At 66.8% G+C, this 15,586-nt stretch carries 9 protein-coding genes and 3 rRNA genes; all 12 read left to right on the top strand.

The window, feature by feature from the left end:
- Window positions 1–30 precede the first annotated feature (30 nt).
- The 12 genes from HRL51_RS07180 to steA all read left to right on the top strand — a co-directional run bounded on the left by HRL51_RS07180 (window position 31) and on the right by steA (window position 15,562).
- Window positions 31–651, top strand: coding sequence for a DNA-3-methyladenine glycosylase (locus HRL51_RS07180; protein ID WP_244960127.1), 621 nt, complete (start codon window positions 31–33; stop codon window positions 649–651).
- Between the two features lie 126 nt (window positions 652–777).
- Window positions 778–2,052 (top strand): tyrosine--tRNA ligase, encoded by a 1,275-nt coding sequence (tyrS, locus tag HRL51_RS07175; protein WP_172120838.1) that lies wholly within the window; start codon window positions 778–780, stop codon window positions 2,050–2,052.
- A 503-nt stretch (window positions 2,053–2,555) separates the two neighbouring features.
- Window positions 2,556–4,092, top strand: a 16S ribosomal RNA gene (locus HRL51_RS07170).
- A 346-nt stretch (window positions 4,093–4,438) separates the two neighbouring features.
- Window positions 4,439–7,591 (top strand): 23S ribosomal RNA (locus tag HRL51_RS07165).
- A gap of 138 nt (window positions 7,592–7,729) precedes the next feature.
- Window positions 7,730–7,846: ribosomal RNA gene (rrf, locus tag HRL51_RS07160) — 5S ribosomal RNA — on the top strand.
- Together the 16S, 23S and 5S rRNA genes form the textbook arrangement of a ribosomal RNA operon.
- A 292-nt stretch (window positions 7,847–8,138) precedes the next feature.
- Entirely contained in the window at window positions 8,139–9,458 is a 1,320-nt protein-coding gene (locus HRL51_RS11940; protein WP_342355643.1) for a tetratricopeptide repeat protein, read from the top strand.
- Window positions 9,455–10,546, top strand: a complete 1,092-nt coding sequence (locus tag HRL51_RS07150; protein ID WP_172193393.1) for an HAD-IIA family hydrolase — start codon at window positions 9,455–9,457, stop codon at window positions 10,544–10,546. Before HRL51_RS11940 ends, HRL51_RS07150 begins: the two co-directional genes overlap by 4 nt.
- 2 nt (window positions 10,547–10,548) lie before the next feature.
- Window positions 10,549–10,752, top strand: a complete 204-nt coding sequence (locus tag HRL51_RS07145; RefSeq protein ID WP_218957619.1) for a hypothetical protein — start codon at window positions 10,549–10,551, stop codon at window positions 10,750–10,752.
- 37 nt (window positions 10,753–10,789) lie between these two features.
- A complete protein-coding gene (locus HRL51_RS07140) occupies window positions 10,790–11,653 on the top strand; it encodes a TlyA family RNA methyltransferase (RefSeq protein ID WP_172193396.1) in 864 nt (287 codons plus the stop codon).
- Between the two features lie 20 nt (window positions 11,654–11,673).
- Window positions 11,674–12,564, top strand: a complete 891-nt coding sequence (locus tag HRL51_RS07135; protein ID WP_172193447.1) for an NAD kinase — start codon at window positions 11,674–11,676, stop codon at window positions 12,562–12,564.
- Window positions 12,561–14,339 (top strand): DNA repair protein RecN, encoded by a 1,779-nt coding sequence (recN, locus tag HRL51_RS07130; protein WP_172121253.1) that lies wholly within the window; start codon window positions 12,561–12,563, stop codon window positions 14,337–14,339. Before HRL51_RS07135 ends, recN begins: the two co-directional genes overlap by 4 nt.
- Window positions 14,336–15,562 (top strand): putative cytokinetic ring protein SteA, encoded by a 1,227-nt coding sequence (steA, locus tag HRL51_RS07125; RefSeq protein ID WP_172121254.1) that lies wholly within the window; start codon window positions 14,336–14,338, stop codon window positions 15,560–15,562. Before recN ends, steA begins: the two co-directional genes overlap by 4 nt.
- Window positions 15,563–15,586 lie beyond the last annotated feature (24 nt).

Below are 15,586 nucleotides of genomic sequence, written 5' to 3'. Positions count from 1 at the left end.
AGCAGCAGCAGGGTCATCACGCCGTCGTCTGTGAGGAACCTGCTGGAGCAGGACTGCGTCCTCGTCGCCCCGCAGCTGCTCGGGACTGTGCTCACGGTCCGCTCGCAGCAGGGGACGGTCGCCGTGAGGCTGACCGAGGTCGAGGCCTACCGGGGCGAGACCGACCCTGGATCCCACGCCTATCGCGGTAGGACCCAGCGTAACGCGACCATGTTCGAGGCAGCCGGAGCGGTCTACGTCTACTTCACCTACGGCATGCACTACTGCGTCAACCTTGTGTGCGGGCCGCAGGGCCTCAGTCGCGCGGTGCTGCTGCGTGCCGGTGAGGTCGTCCAGGGCCATGAGCTGGCTCGTTCCCGGCGCCCTGCGGCCCGGCAGGACCGTGACCTAGCGCGTGGCCCGGCACGACTTGCCCAGGCGCTGGGACTGGGGCGTGGCGACGACGGCGCACGGCTGGGACCGTGTGGTAGCAGGTTCTCGCTTGCGCTGGCACGGCCGGGAGGCGTCTCGCCGCAGGCCCTGCGTCAGGGGCCGCGTACCGGGGTCAGTGGTCCTGGCGGCGATGCGGAGCGCTTCCCGTGGCGCTTCTGGCTGGACGGCGAGCCGAGCGTCTCGCCCTACCGGCCGGCGCGGCCCCGTCATCGTTCCTGAGACGGACGTGCGCGGCTGGAAGGTAAACGGCATGGCAGACTAGCGGGGCTGAGACCTGGCAGGCCCAGCACCGTACCCGAGCAGGGGCGAGACCGTGTTCGAACAAGACCTGGAAGGTTCGCGATCGTGACCGACATCCTCGATGAGCTGCAGTGGCGGGGCCTGATCGCCCAGCACACCGACATCGACGCGCTGCGAGAGGCGCTCACCAAGGGCAGCGTCACCTTCTACTGCGGTTTCGATCCCACCGCGCCGAGCCTCCACCACGGTCACCTCGTCGCGGTCAAGGTCATGCGTCACCTTCAGATGGCAGGCCACCACCCCCTGGCACTGGTGGGCGGAGCGACCGGTCTCATCGGTGACCCGCGGGCCAAGGGCGAGCGCAGCCTCAACACCAAGGAGGTCGTGGCGGGATGGGCCCAGGGCCTGCAGGCCCAGCTGGAGAACCTGCTGGACTTCGACGGGGACAACCCGGCTCGTATCGTCAACAACCTGGACTGGACCGGTCAGATGACGGCGGTCGACTTCCTGCGTGACCTGGGCAAGCACTTCCGTATGGGCACCATGCTGTCCAAGGACATCGTGGCGCGCCGTCTGGCCAGTGAGGAAGGAATCTCCTTCACCGAGTTCAGCTACCAGATCCTGCAGGCGAACGACTACCTCGAGCTCTTCCGCCGCTACGGGTGCACCCTCGAGGTCGGGGGCAACGACCAGTGGGGCAACCTGGTAGGCGGCATGGACCTCATCCACAAGGTGGAGGGGGAGTCGGTACACGTGATGACCAACCCACTCATCACGAAGGCTGACGGCACCAAGTTCGGCAAGACCGAGGGCGGCGCGGTCTGGCTCAACCCGCAGATGCTCAGCCCCTACGCCTTCTACCAGTTCTGGCTGCGGGTGGATGACGTCGACGTCGTGCGGTTCCTCAAGGTCTTCACCTTCCTCCCGCGCGAGGAGATCGAGCGTCTGGAGCAGGTCACGCAGGACAGCCCCAAGGCCCGCGAGGCCCAGAAGGTGCTGGCACGCGAGGTTACCACCTGGGTTCATGGGGCGGCCGCCGTGGAGAGCGCCGAGGCTGCCACCCAGGCGCTGTGGGGACGCGGCAAGCTCGGTGACCTGGATGAGGCGACGGTCCTGTCCGCCACGGCTGACCTGCCGGCCGCGGAGCTGGAGGTCGGGCGCTCGACGATCGTCGACCTGCTGGTGGCCACCGGGCTGGAGAAGGGGAGGAGCGCCGCACGGAAGACCGTCGCGGGTGGGGGCGCGTACCTCAACAACGTCAAGGTGGAGGACGAGGACCGTGTGGTGGCCCAGGAGGACCTGCTCGCGGGAGGCGTCGTCCTGGTTCGTAAGGGGCGTCGTAACCTCGCCGTTGCGCGTCAGGAGGTTCCGTCTGCCTGACCAGGCTGGGTGGGAGTGGCGGTGGCCGTGCTGTGTGCGCAGGGTCACCGCTATTTCATTTGACCGTCGGGTAGAGGGTGCGTAATGTTCTCTCCGGCCCGGGCGGCGAGGAAGAGATTCCAAGGCGTTCGGGAGCCGAGAACTGAAGAGAGTCATGGGAGGAGAGCGGGATCACGGATCCCGGGTTTGACTTCATGAAAATGACTCACTAAAGTTTATCGGGCGCTTCCGGAGAGAAGCGGCCCACGGATGTGGGCGGTGGAACTCCGGTGGGTGTGTTGTTTGAGAACTCGATAGTGTGTCATGTTTTTTATGCCATAGTGGGATGGCTGGGCTCTTGTTTTGGGGTCTGGTTGTTCTTGTTTTGTTTTTGGTTTGCCTGCCTTTGGTCCTGTTTTTGGGGTCTGGGGTGGGTTGGGCCTGGTCTGGTTTTCTGGGCTTTTGTGCTTTCTGTGGGCTGGTCCTGGCTGTTGTGGTTGGGGTTGGTTTATGGTTTGTGTTTTTGTTTGGAGAGTTTGATCCTGGCTCAGGACGAACGCTGGCGGCGTGCTTAACACATGCAAGTCGAACGGTGATCCTCAAGCTTGCTTGGGGTGATGAGTGGCGAACGGGTGAGTAACACGTGAGTAACCTGCCCCCTTCTTCTGGATAACTGCTTGAAAGGGTAGCTAATACGGGATATTCTGGCCTGCTCGCATGGGTGGGTTTGGAAAGGGTTTTCTGGTGGGGGATGGGCTCGCGGCCTATCAGCTTGTTGGTGGGGTGATGGCCTACCAAGGCGGTGACGGGTAGCCGGCCTGAGAGGGTGGACGGCCACACTGGGACTGAGACACGGCCCAGACTCCTACGGGAGGCAGCAGTGGGGAATATTGCACAATGGGCGCAAGCCTGATGCAGCGACGCCGCGTGAGGGATGGAGGCCTTCGGGTTGTGAACCTCTTTCGCCAGTGAAGCAGGCCATCTCCTTGGGGGGTGGTTGACGGTAGCTGGATAAGAAGCGCCGGCTAACTACGTGCCAGCAGCCGCGGTAATACGTAGGGCGCGAGCGTTGTCCGGAATTATTGGGCGTAAAGAGCTCGTAGGCGGCTGGTCGCGTCTGTCGTGAAATCCTCTGGCTTAACTGGGGGCTTGCGGTGGGTACGGGCCGGCTTGAGTGCGGTAGGGGAGACTGGAATTCCTGGTGTAGCGGTGGAATGCGCAGATATCAGGAGGAACACCGGTGGCGAAGGCGGGTCTCTGGGCCGTTACTGACGCTGAGGAGCGAAAGCGTGGGGAGCGAACAGGATTAGATACCCTGGTAGTCCACGCCGTAAACGTTGGGCACTAGGTGTGGGGGCTCTTTCCGGGGTGTCCGCGCCGTAGCTAACGCATTAAGTGCCCCGCCTGGGGAGTACGGCCGCAAGGCTAAAACTCAAAGGAATTGACGGGGGCCCGCACAAGCGGCGGAGCATGCGGATTAATTCGATGCAACGCGAAGAACCTTACCAAGGCTTGACATGTGAGCGTCTGCCTCAGAGATGGGGCTTCCTCCTTGTGGGGCGCTCTCACAGGTGGTGCATGGTTGTCGTCAGCTCGTGTCGTGAGATGTTGGGTTAAGTCCCGCAACGAGCGCAACCCTTGTCCCGTGTTGCCAGCACGTCGTGGTGGGGACTCGCGGGAGACTGCCGGGGTCAACTCGGAGGAAGGTGGGGATGACGTCAAATCATCATGCCCCTTATGTCTTGGGCTTCACGCATGCTACAATGGCCGGTACAGTGGGTTGCGATGTCGTGAGGCGGAGCGAATCCCTTAAAGCCGGTCTCAGTTCGGATCGGTGTCTGCAACTCGACACCGTGAAGCTGGAGTCGCTAGTAATCGCAGATCAGCAACGCTGCGGTGAATACGTTCTCGGGCCTTGTACACACCGCCCGTCACGTCATGAAAGTCGGCGACACCCGAAGCCCGTGGCCCTACGGGGAGCGGTCGAAGGTGGGGCTGGTGATTGGGACGAAGTCGTAACAAGGTAGCCGTACCGGAAGGTGCGGCTGGATCACCTCCTTTCTAAGGGGAGTGTGGCAGGTGCGTGGTGCTGGTGACGGTCCCCCTTTTGTGGTGGGGGGCGGCTGGTGGTCGTGCCTGTCTCGGAGCGCTGTGGTGTAGGGGACCGTCGGGGTGCCTTCCTCTTGGGGGGTGCCTGGGCGTCCTGGCCGGCCCTGTTGGGGGCTGGTCCGGGGGTGGCACGCTGTCGGGGTCTGGGGCAGTGCGCCCTAGGGGGCCTGGCTGCGGGTCCGGTTGCGCGTGGTGCGTGGCTGGGGCCTGTGGTGTGGGTGGGTTGGTTGTGAACTGTATAGTGGACGCGAGCATCTTTGATCTTTGCGCACGCACGCGTGTTGCGTGTGTGTTGTTTTGTTTGTTTTTTTTGAGCGTTCGGTGGATGCCTTGGCATCAGGGGCCGATGAAGGACGTGGTGGCCTGCGATAAGCCTCGGGGAGCCGGCTGACGGGCTGTGATCCGAGGGTGTCCGAATGGGGGGACCCGGCACGAGCTATGTCGTGTCACTCGTGCCTGAATTCATAGGGTGCGGGGGGTGACGCGGGGAAGTGAAACATCTCAGTACCGTAGGAGAAGATATTCCGTGAGTAGTGGCGAGCGAAAGCGGAGGATGGTGAAACCGTGTGCGTGTGATACCCGGCAGGGGTTGCGTGGGCGGTGTTGTGGGGCGTGCTCTTCCACCTTCTGCCGGGGGTGGGCGCAGTAAGAAACTGGTGTGGTAGCTGAACCTCCTGGGAAGGGGGGCCGGAGCGGGTGACAGCCCGTAGGCGAAACCGTGCTGGCTGCGTGGGCGTGTTCCCTAGTAGCACGGGGCTCGTGGAATCCTGTGTGAATCTGCCAAGACCACTTGGCTGCCTGAATACCTCCTGATGACCGATAGCGGATGAGTACCGTGAGGGAATGGTGAAAAGTACCCGGGAGGGGAGTGAAACAGTACCTGAAACCGGGCGCTTGCAAGCCGTCAGAGCCTCTCCTTGGGGGTGATGGCGTGCCTATTGAAGAATGAGCCTGCGAGTTAGCGCCGTGTCGCGAGGTTAACCCTTGGGGGGTAGCCGTAGCGAGAGCGAGTCTGAAAGGGCGTCTGTAGTGGCACGGTCTAGACCCGAAGCGGGGTGATCTACCCATGGCCAGGTTGAAGCACGTGTAAGAGCGTGTGGAGGACCGAACCCACCTAGGTTGAAAACTGGGGGGATGAGCTGTGGGTAGGGGTGAAAGGCCAATCAAACTCCGTGATAGCTGGTTCTCCCCGAAATGCATTTAGGTGCAGCGTCTCGTGGTCCCCGGCGGAGGTAGAGCTACTGGGTGGCTGATGGGCCCCACAGGGTTACTGACGTCAACCAAACTCCGAATGCCGTCCGGGTGCAGCGGGGCAGTGAGACAGCGGGGGATAAGCTCCGTTGTCGAGAGGGAAACAGCCCAGATCGCCGGCTAAGGCCCCTAAGCGTGTGCTAAGTGGGAAAGGATGTGCGGTCGCGCAGACAACCAGGAGGTTGGCTCAGAAGCAGCCATCCTTGAAAGAGTGCGTAATAGCTCACTGGTCAAGTGATCGTGCGCGACAATGTAGGGGGCTCAAGCACACCGCCGAAGCCGCGGACCTGCCACGTGTTCCCTACCGGGTGTTGTGCCTGGTCAGGGGTGGTGGGTGGTAGGGGAGCGTCCTGCACCGGGTGAAGCCGTGGAGTGATCCAGCGGTGGACGGTGCGGGAGTGAGAATGCAGGCATGAGTAGCGATACTAGGGTGGGAAACCCTAGCGCCGAATGACCAAGGGTTCCAGGGCCAGGCTAGTCCGCCCTGGGTGAGTCGGGACCTAAGGCGAGGCCGACAGGCGTAGTCGATGGATGACGGGTTGATATTCCCGTACCGGCGAAGCACCGCCCATGCTGACGCGCGGGTGCTGACCCACGCCCGGCACCACGATCGCGCCTCCTGGTGGCTTCGGCTGCTGGTTGGTGTGGTGGTGCGGGGTCTGGGGACCCTCCGTGCAGGTAGGCAAGCGTGTTAACAGGGGTGACGCACAGTGGTAGCCTCCGCGGGCCTGATGGCTTGGCCCGTTCAAGCGAGCAGCCCGACAGCCAGGTAAATCCCGGTTGTCTTCCCTTTGATGGTGAGGGTGAGACGTGATGGTGACCCGCCTTCGGGTGGGGATAGCAGGGTGATCCTGGGGTGCCGAGAAAAGCCTCGACGCGATGGTGCCAGCCGCCCGTACCCTAAACCGACACAGGTGGTCGGGCAGAGTATGCCTAGGCGCACGAGTGAATCATGGTGAAGGAACTCGGCAAAATGCCCCCGTAACTTCGGGAGAAGGGGGGCCCGAGCCCTGAGGCCCCGTCTGCGGGCTGGGGGTGAGGGTCGCAGAGACCAGGGAGAAGCGACTGTTTACTAAAAACACAGGTCCGTGCGAAGCCGCAAGGCGATGTATACGGACTGACGCCTGCCCGGTGCTGGAAGGTTAAGAGGAACCGTCAGCCCCCTTTGGGGGTGAAGCGGTGAATTTAAGCCCCAGTAAACGGCGGTGGTAACTATAACCATCCTAAGGTAGCGAAATTCCTTGTCGGGTAAGTTCCGACCTGCACGAATGGCGTAACGACTTCTCCGCTGTCTCCACCATGAGCTCGGCGAAATTGCACTACGAGTAAAGATGCTCGTTACGCGCAGAAGGACGGAAAGACCCCGGGACCTTTACTACAGCTTGGTATTGGCGCCCGCTATGGCTTGTGCAGGATAGGTGGGAGACCGTGAGGCAGCCACGCCAGTGGCTGCGGAGTCGTCGTTGAAATACCACTCTGGCTATGGCGTGCGCCTGAACCTCGGCCCGTGATCCGGGTCAGGGACAGTGCCTGGTGGGTAGTTTAACTGGGGCGGTTGCCTCCTAAAGAGTAACGGAGGCGCTCAAAGGTTCCCTCAGCCTGGTCGGCAACCAGGTGTTGAGTGCAAGTGCACAAGGGAGCTTGACTGCGAGACCGACGGGTCGAGCAGGTACGAAAGTAGGAACTAGTGATCCGGCGATCCCGAGTGGGTGGGTCGTCGCTCAACGGATAAAAGGTACCCCGGGGATAACAGGCTGATCCTGCCCAAGAGTCCATATCGACGGCATGGTTTGGCACCTCGATGTCGGCTCGTCGCATCCTGGGGCTGGAGCAGGTCCCAAGGGTTGGGCTGTTCGCCCATTAAAGCGGTACGCGAGCTGGGTTTAGAACGTCGTGAGACAGTTCGGTCCCTATCCTCTGCGCGCGCAGGATACTTGAGAAGGCCTGTCCCTAGTACGAGAGGACCGGGACGGACGAACCTCTGGTGTGCCAGTTGTCCCGCCCGGGGCACGGCTGGTTGGCTACGTTCGGGAAGGGTAACCGCTGAAAGCATCTAAGCGGGAAACCATCTTCAAGATGAGGTATCCGCACCACCTTCGGGTGGTGGCAGGCCCCCAGCAGACTACTGGGTTGATAGGCCGGACGTGGAAGACCTGTAAGGGTTGGAGCTGACCGGTACTAATGGGCCGACACAAACACCAAACACCCACCCCCCATTGCTGGGGGTGGGGGCAGGCCACGGCTGCTGCGCGTCCACTATACGGTCCAGGACCAACCCAACCACCACACCAGGCTCACCACACCACACCTCGTGGTGGGCACTGCCCGAGCAGACTGTCTCGGTGGTCATAGCGGGGGAGCCACGCCCGGTCCCATTCCGAACCCGGAAGCTAAGACCCCCAGCGCCGATGGTACTGCACCCGCCAGGGTGTGGGAGAGTAGGACACCGCCGAGCACACAACCACACAGATCGGGACACAGGCCCCGCACCCCCACCCCCGCAACACACGGGCGGCCCCCGGGGGCGCGGGGCCAACCCACACCCCCACAACACACACACGGGCACCACCGTGGACGGGACCGGCCAGGACCAGCACCACCAGCCGGGACACCACAGGCCAGACCGACATGACCTTGGCCTCCTCACGCGCTCTCACCTAGGCCCTCCCCAACGCGTTCGATAGGATGCCAGCAGCGCATATGCGGCCTTGGCGGGCCGTCATCCTGAAAACGAAATGAGAGACAGCATGGCTGAGCGTTCTTCCCACGGTTCCCGCGGACCCCGCCGCAGCTCAGGAGGGGAGAGGCACGGTTTCGGTCGCGGGCACGCTGGTGAGTCGCGCCGTGGCTCTGGCTCCTCCTACCGTGGAGCGGACGGTTCCCGCGGCCAGGGAGGGTACAGGCGTCGCGACGCAGACCAGGGATGTCCCTACGGCGACGGCGAGCGCCGTCGTCCAGCTCGCGACGGTGAGGAGCGAGGGCGGTCCTACGGTGATGGTGACCGCCGTGGTCAGGGCCGTCGTGGCTCGGACTCTCACGGCCAGGGTGGCTTCTCCCGCTCGGGCGGCGCCAGTCGCGGCGGCCGTGGCGGCTCCGCAGGTCGCGACTCTCGTTCCGGGGGCCCTCGGCGTGACTCGCGTCCCCCGCAGCGCCACCGTGTGCCGGAGCCGGCCGTCCCTGAGGACGTGCAGGCCGCTGACCTTGAGGCCTCGGCCCGGCGCGAGCTGCGCGGCCTGGGTCGGGCCAACGCCGAGAACGTCTCGCGTCACCTCGTCATGGTGCAGCGGCTGCTGGACTCGGACCCCGAGCTTGCGTTCCAGCACGCTCGCTACGCGGCCTCTCACGCCGGTCGTATCGCCGTCGTCCGCGAGGCTGCCGGGGTAGCGGCGTACCTGTCCGGCCACTACCAGGACGCACTGCGGGACATCCGTGCCGCACGGCGCCTGTCCGGTCTTGACCTGCACCGCGCTATCGAGGCGGACTGCGAGCGTGCGCTGGGGCACCTGGGGCGTGCGCTCAAGGCTGCTGAGGCGGCGGATCCTCGCCAGCTCGACGACGTCGAGGAGGCCGAGATCGCTATGGTCGTCTCGGGCGTGCGTCATGAGATGGGGCAGACCGAGCTCGGCCTGATCGTCATCGAGGAGGCCCTCATGATGTTCCGCGGTGACCGGGAGACCCTGCGGCGCCTGCACTCGGTGCGCGCGGACCGGCTTGAGGATCTCGGGCGTGTGGAGGAGGCTCAGGCGGTCCGAGAGCGGATCGGTGAGGGCCCTGAGCGTTCCGAGACCGACGACGTCGAGGTCTATGACATTGAGGAGGAGTCGGAGGAGGAGCTTGCCCAGGCAGAGCAGGAGGCCTCGGACTCATCGGCTGAGCCGAGCCTCGCCGAGGACGACGACGCTGCGAGCACGGTGGCCTCGGGAGGAGACGACGAGGCGGACGTCGTTGACGACGAGTCGGACGCTGACTGGTCGTCCTCCTTCGCGGAGCGTGTCGAGGCGGAGATGGCCGAGCTCCTGGGTGAGACCCCGGAGCCAGGCACCTCCACGCAGGAGGACCAGGCGTGACGGCGACTGCTGGCTCACACCAGCCCTCCTTAGGCCTGCTGGGGTCTGAGCAGGCCCTGGCGCAGGCCTACGACGTCGCCCTGCTGGACCTCGACGGGGTGTGCTTTGCCGGCCAGGCCCGTATCGACCACGCGGCGCAGGGGGTCAACGGCGCGCGCGCGGCCGGTATGCGCCTGTCCTTCGTGACCAACAACGCCTCTCGGGCGCCGCGCACGGTGGCCGACAAGCTGGGTGTCAACTCGATCGAGGCCTACCCGAACGAGGTCTTCTCCGCGGCTATGGACGCCGCGGCCCTGCTGGGCGAGCACGTCGACCCAGGCAGCCCCGTCCTCGTCATCGGCGGGGACGGCCTGCGCCAGGCACTGCTCGATGAGGGGTACCGCCTGGTGGACAGTGCTGAGGACCATCCGGTCGCGGTCGTCCAGGGCTGGGCGCCCGAGGTCGACTGGGCCATGATGTCGGAGGGCGTCTACGCCATCCGCGACGGCGCGATCCACGTCGCCACCAACACGGACGCCACCCTGCCGACCGAGCGCGGCTTCGCTCTGGGCAACGGCAGCCTGGTGGTCGCAGTGGCTAACGCCTCAGGCAAGGAGTACCTGGCAGGCGGCAAGCCCTTCCCGGGCATCTACCGGCGTGCGCTGGCCAGGGCGGGAGGATCCCGCCCGCTCGCCGTCGGCGACCGGCTGGACACCGACCTGGTCGGAGCACGCGCCGCTGGTATCGCGGGGATGCACGTGCTCACCGGTGTCTCGACGGCGCGCGACGTCGTCCTAGCACCGGCTGAGCAGCGCCCGACCTACCTGCACACCGACCTGCGCGGGCTGCTCGAGCCTCACCCCGCACCGCAGGCGCAGCACGACGGCTGGTGGCGGGTACGCGACTGGACCGCTCGCGTGGATCAGGGGACGGCGTTCCTGCACGGCCCGCAGGGCGGTCTGGAGCTGCGCGCGGCGGAGACGACGTCGCTGCCCCTGGACGCCTATCGCGCTCTGGCCTGCGCGGTCTGGGAGCAGCGTGACCTCCACGGTCCGGCGGGAGCTCCTGCGCTCCCCGTGCTGAGCGTCACGGCTCCTGAGGAGCGCTGACAGTGGGGGCAGGACCTGGGCCCGGCCCGACCCGGCCGGTGCCCGCTCCGCCACGAGAGGTGATGCTCAACGAGCAGGTGCGCAACCTGACCGACTGTACCGAACGTCTGGAGCAGATCGGGACGCTGCCGCTTCCGGAGCGGTCGGCAGGGCTGGCTGCCCTCCACGAGGAGCTGACCTCCCTGCTGCGGGAGGCCGAGGGCTAGGCAGGTGGCACACGCGAGGCGGACAAGGGAGGACGACATGGCCAGACTGATTCGTATCGACTCTGAGCTCGTACGTCGCGGGCTCGCTCGTTCGCGTACCCAGGCCGCCCAGCTGGTGACGGACGGCCACGTCACCCTCGACGGCGTCGTGGTCACCAAGCCCGCACGCCAGGTCAACCCTGCCCAGGCCATTGAGGTCGTGACACCCAGCGGCGAGGACTACGTCTCGCGCGGTGCCCACAAGCTTGCTGGTGCCCTGGACTCCTTGGGCGAGCGTGGGCTGGCTCCACGGGTCGAGGGGCAGCGCTGCCTGGACGCCGGCGCCTCGACCGGCGGCTTCACCGACGTGCTGCTGCGTCGGGGGGCTGCGCACGTGGTCGCGGTCGACGTCGGTTACGGACAGCTGGCCTGGTCCCTGCAGTCTGACCCCCGCGTGAGCGTGCTGGACCGCACCAACGTGCGCACACTCGATCCCCAGGCCGTGGCCCCCGCGCCGGGGCTCGTCGTCGGTGACCTGTCCTTCATCTCCCTGACCCTCGTCCTGCCTGCCCTCGTGGCCGCGGCGGCGCCGGACGCCGACCTGCTGCTCATGGTCAAGCCGCAGTTCGAGGTCGGTAAGGAACGGCTCGGGCACGGGGGAGTGGTACGTGACCCGGCGCTGCACGTCGAGACCGTCCTGACCGTCGTCGAGGCCGCTCACGGACTAGGACTCGGCGTCGACGCCGTGACCGCCTCGCCTCTGCCCGGGCCGGCCGGTAACGTCGAGTACTTTGTGTCCATGCATGCGGGACGAGCCGGGGCGGAGGACGACCTGACCGGGCAGGAGCTCGTCGAGGAGGCGCGTCGTGCCGTCGAGGCGGGCCCTGCCGGCGCCGGCCGGCGTTCCCAGGGAGGGCGATGACGATGAGCGTGCGACGCGTCATGATCATCCAGCGCGACCGAGGAGACAGTCCTGTTCCTCCCCACCGCAAGACCGCTCCGACGGCGCGGGCCGTCGAGCGTGCGGAGGCTGCACTACGAGCCCACGGTGTCGAGGCGGTCGACCAGGACTCGACGCACGAGGTCGACTTCGTGCTGGTCCTGGGAGGTGACGGCACCATCCTGCGAGCCAGCGAGATCGCCCGCGAGCGGGACGTCCCTCTGGCAGGCGTCAACACCGGGCACGTGGGCTTCCTCGCCGAGGCGGACCCGGACGACCTGGAGCAGGTCGTCGGAGACATCGTCGCCGGACGCTACACGGTGGACAACCGCATGACCCTGGACGTCGAGGTCACGGCCCCGGACGGTACCGTCACACGCAGCTGGGCGCTGAACGAGGCCGCCCTGGAGAAGCGCGACCGGGCACGCATGCTGGAGGTCGCCGTCGGGGTTGACGGGCAGGCCGTGTCCTCCTTCGGCTGCGACGGGCTGGTGGTGTCGACTCCGACCGGCTCGACGGCCTACGCCTTCTCGGGAGGGGGGCCTGTCATCTGGCCTGAGGTCGAGGCGCTGCTGCTCGTCCCGCTGGCTGCCCACGCCCTGTTCACACGCCCCCTCGTCCTCGGTCCGCGCTCGTGCCTGGAGGTCGTCGTCCAGCACGCCGGCCTCGGAGGCGCGGAGGTGTGGTGCGACGGGCGCCGCAGCCTGGCCGCCCCACCCGGTAGCCGGATCCGAGCGAGCCGCGCTGAGCGACCGGTCCGCGTCGCACGTCTGAACCAGGCGCCCTTTGCGTCCCGCCTGGTACGAAAGTTCGACCTGCCGGTTGACGGGTGGCGCGCTGCTGCCGAGCGACCGGCGCCACGCGCCGCCTCGCAGCGTGAGGAGGCGTCGTGATCGAGTCCCTGCACATCGAGGACCTCGGTGTCATCGAGGAGGCCGAGCTCACCCTGAGCCCAGGGCTCACGGCGCTGACCGGAGAGACTGGCGCGGGCAAGACCATGGTGCTCACCTCCCTCGGCCTGCTGCTAGGCCAGCGTGCCGAGTCCACCGTGGTGCGCGCTGGCGCCCAGCGTGCCGTGGTTGAGGGCAGCTTCGTCCTCGACCCTACGTCCCGGGCCGGTGCGCGTGCGCAGGAGGCGGGTGCTGAGCTCGACGAGGACGTCCTTATTGCCTCACGGACCGTCCCTGCTCAGGGGCGCTCACGTGCCTACCTCGGGGGCCGGACGGTCCCTTCCACGGTTCTTGCCGAGGTCGGGACCGATCTCGTCTCCGTCCACGGGCAGGCGGACCAGCTCCGGCTGCGCAGCGCCAGCGCGCAGCGCGCCGCTCTGGACTCCCTCGGGGGCGAGGAGCATCTGGACCGTTGCCGTGCCTACGCCCGGTCCTACCGCGCGTACCAGGAGGCGGTGGCTCGCCAGCGCCAGTGGCGCGAGGGCGCGGCCGCTCGTGCGCAGGAGGTGGCGCTCCTGCGGGGGTGGCTGGAGGCGATCGAGCAGCTGGACCCGGCACCGGGCGAGGACGCTGCCCTGACGGAGGAGGCCGTCCGTCTCGACCACGCCGAGGACCTTCGGCGTGCAGCGACTGTGGCCCGCACGGCGCTGGCTGGCGACGACGAGGCCATGAGGACGGGCGAGGACGTCCTGGCTCTGCTGTCCGAGGCTGACCGGGCGATCTCCCCGGCGACCGGGATGGACAGGTCCTTGGAGGAGCTCGGCGCGCGAGTCCACCACCTGTCCATCGAGGCCGCGGACGTCGCGGCTGAGCTCGGGGAGTACCTGGCAGGGCTCGACGCCGACCCCGCGCGACTGGCCTGGGTCCAGGACCGTCGTGGAGAGCTGGCGCGGGCCTTCCGTGAGATCGGCGGCCCGGAGGAGGAGATCGAGGACGCTGACGCCCTGCTCGCCTTCAGCCAGCGCGCTGCTGAGCGCCTGGCGACGCTTGACGGCCCCACCGACGCCGGCGCCAGCCTGGCTGAGGAGGTCGAGCGTGCCCAGGAGTCCCTCAGATCCTGCGCCCGTGGGCTCAGTGCCGCTCGCGAGCGGCTCGCGCAGCTGCTCCAGGAACGGGTGACCGCCGAGCTGGAGGGGCTGCAGATGAGGGGATCGCGTCTGGTCGTGGCCCTGGAGGCGCTGGAGGAGCCCGGGCCTACCGGTGCCGAGAGCGTGACGCTGCAGCTTGTCTCCCACCCCGGTGCCCCGGCGCTGGCTCTGGGCAAGGGGGCCTCTGGCGGTGAGCTCAGCCGCATCATGCTCGCCCTGGAGGTAGTCCTGGCTGAGTCCAGCCAGGCCGGCGACCGGCGGACCCTCGTCTTCGACGAGATCGACGCGGGCGTCGGCGGACGAGCTGCTGGCGAGATCGGCCGCCGGCTGGCCAGGCTTGCAAGGACCCACCAGGTGGTGGTGGTCACGCACCTGGCGCAGGTGGCTGCGTGGGCCGACACCCAGCTCGTCGTGCGCAAGGAGCAGCCTCAGCCCGGGCGTGGCGGGGAGGGCGAGGTCAGCAACGGCGTCGTGGCGGGCCTCACCCGGACCACGGTCCTGGCTGTCGAGGGCAGCCAGCGTGTGCGTGAGCTGGCCCGTATGCTCGCGGGCCATGACGACTCTGACTCGGCGTTGCGCCACGCCGCTGAGCTGCTGGAAGAGGCCCACGTGGCAGAATCCCAGGCGTGAGGAACCCCTTCCGCAAGCAGCTACCGTCGGAGCCTGACCGTCCCAGCGGCGTCGTGCGCGTTGACGCCCGGACCAAGACGCTCACCAAGCGCCTGCGGCCCGGTGACATCGCCGTCATCGACCACAGTGACCTGGACCGTGTGGCTGCTGAGGCACTTGTTGAGTGCCAGCCTGCGGCGGTCCTCAACGCCGCGCCCTCGGTGTCCGGACGCTACCCGAACCTGGGCCCGGGCATCCTCCTGGAGGCCGGCATCCCCCTCGTCGACGACCTGGGCCCCGACGTCATGCGCCTGCGTGAGGGGCAGCGGGTCGTGGTGGACCTGGCAGAGGGCTCGCCTGAGCACGGCAGCATCGCCGTGGAAGGGACCCAGCAGCCGCTGGCTCACGGGCAGGTCCAGACCGAGCAGTCCGTCGCCCAGGCGATGGAGGCTGCCAAGGAGGGCCTTGCCGTCCAGCTGGAGGCCTTCGCCGCTAACACCATGGAGTACATGCGTGGAGAGCGGGACCTGCTGCTCAACGGCGTCGGCATGCCTGACGTCCGCACCCAGATGAGCGGCCGCCACGTCCTGGTCGTGGTACGCGGCTACTCCTACAAGGAGGACCTCCAGGCGCTCAAGCCCTACATCCGCGAGTACAAGCCGGTCATCATCGGTGTGGACGGCGGCGCTGACGCCGTCCTCAAGGCCGGCTTCAAGCCGGACATGATCGTCGGCGACATGGACTCCGTCTCTGACAAGGCGCTGCAGTGCGGTGCGGAGATCATCGTCCACGCCTACCGCGACGGCCGGGCACCGGGCCGGTCACGGGTCGAGGACCTAGGTGTGGAGCACCTCGTCTTCGCCGCGACCGGCACCAGCGAGGACATCGCGATGCTGCTCGCTGACGCTGCGGGAGCCGAGCTCATCGTGGCCGTGGGGACGCACGCCACTCTGCTGGAGTTCCTGGACAAGGGCCGTGCCGGGATGTCCTCGACCTTCCTGACCCGGCTCAAGGTCGGTAGCCGCCTTATCGACGCCAAGGGCGTCTCGCGTCTGTACCGCACCCGTATCTCGACCTGGCAGCTCGTCCTGCTGGCACTGGCTGGGCTCATCGCCCTGGGCGTGGCGCTGGCGGCCACGCCGGCCGGGCAGACCTTCCTCGGTCTGTCCGGCGCGGTGTGGGACGACCTCGTGAACTTCATACGCTCGTTGGTGGGGCTGGCACCGGCCGCCCCGACCGTCTGACGACTTGGAACAGGACCGGCACAC

It is taken from the genome of Actinomyces faecalis (assembly GCF_013184985.2).
GTDB classification, from domain to species: domain Bacteria; phylum Actinomycetota; class Actinomycetes; order Actinomycetales; family Actinomycetaceae; genus Actinomyces; species Actinomyces faecalis.
The sequence above is the reverse complement of the archived record's forward strand: the minus strand, read 5'-3'. Positions and strand labels throughout refer to the sequence as shown.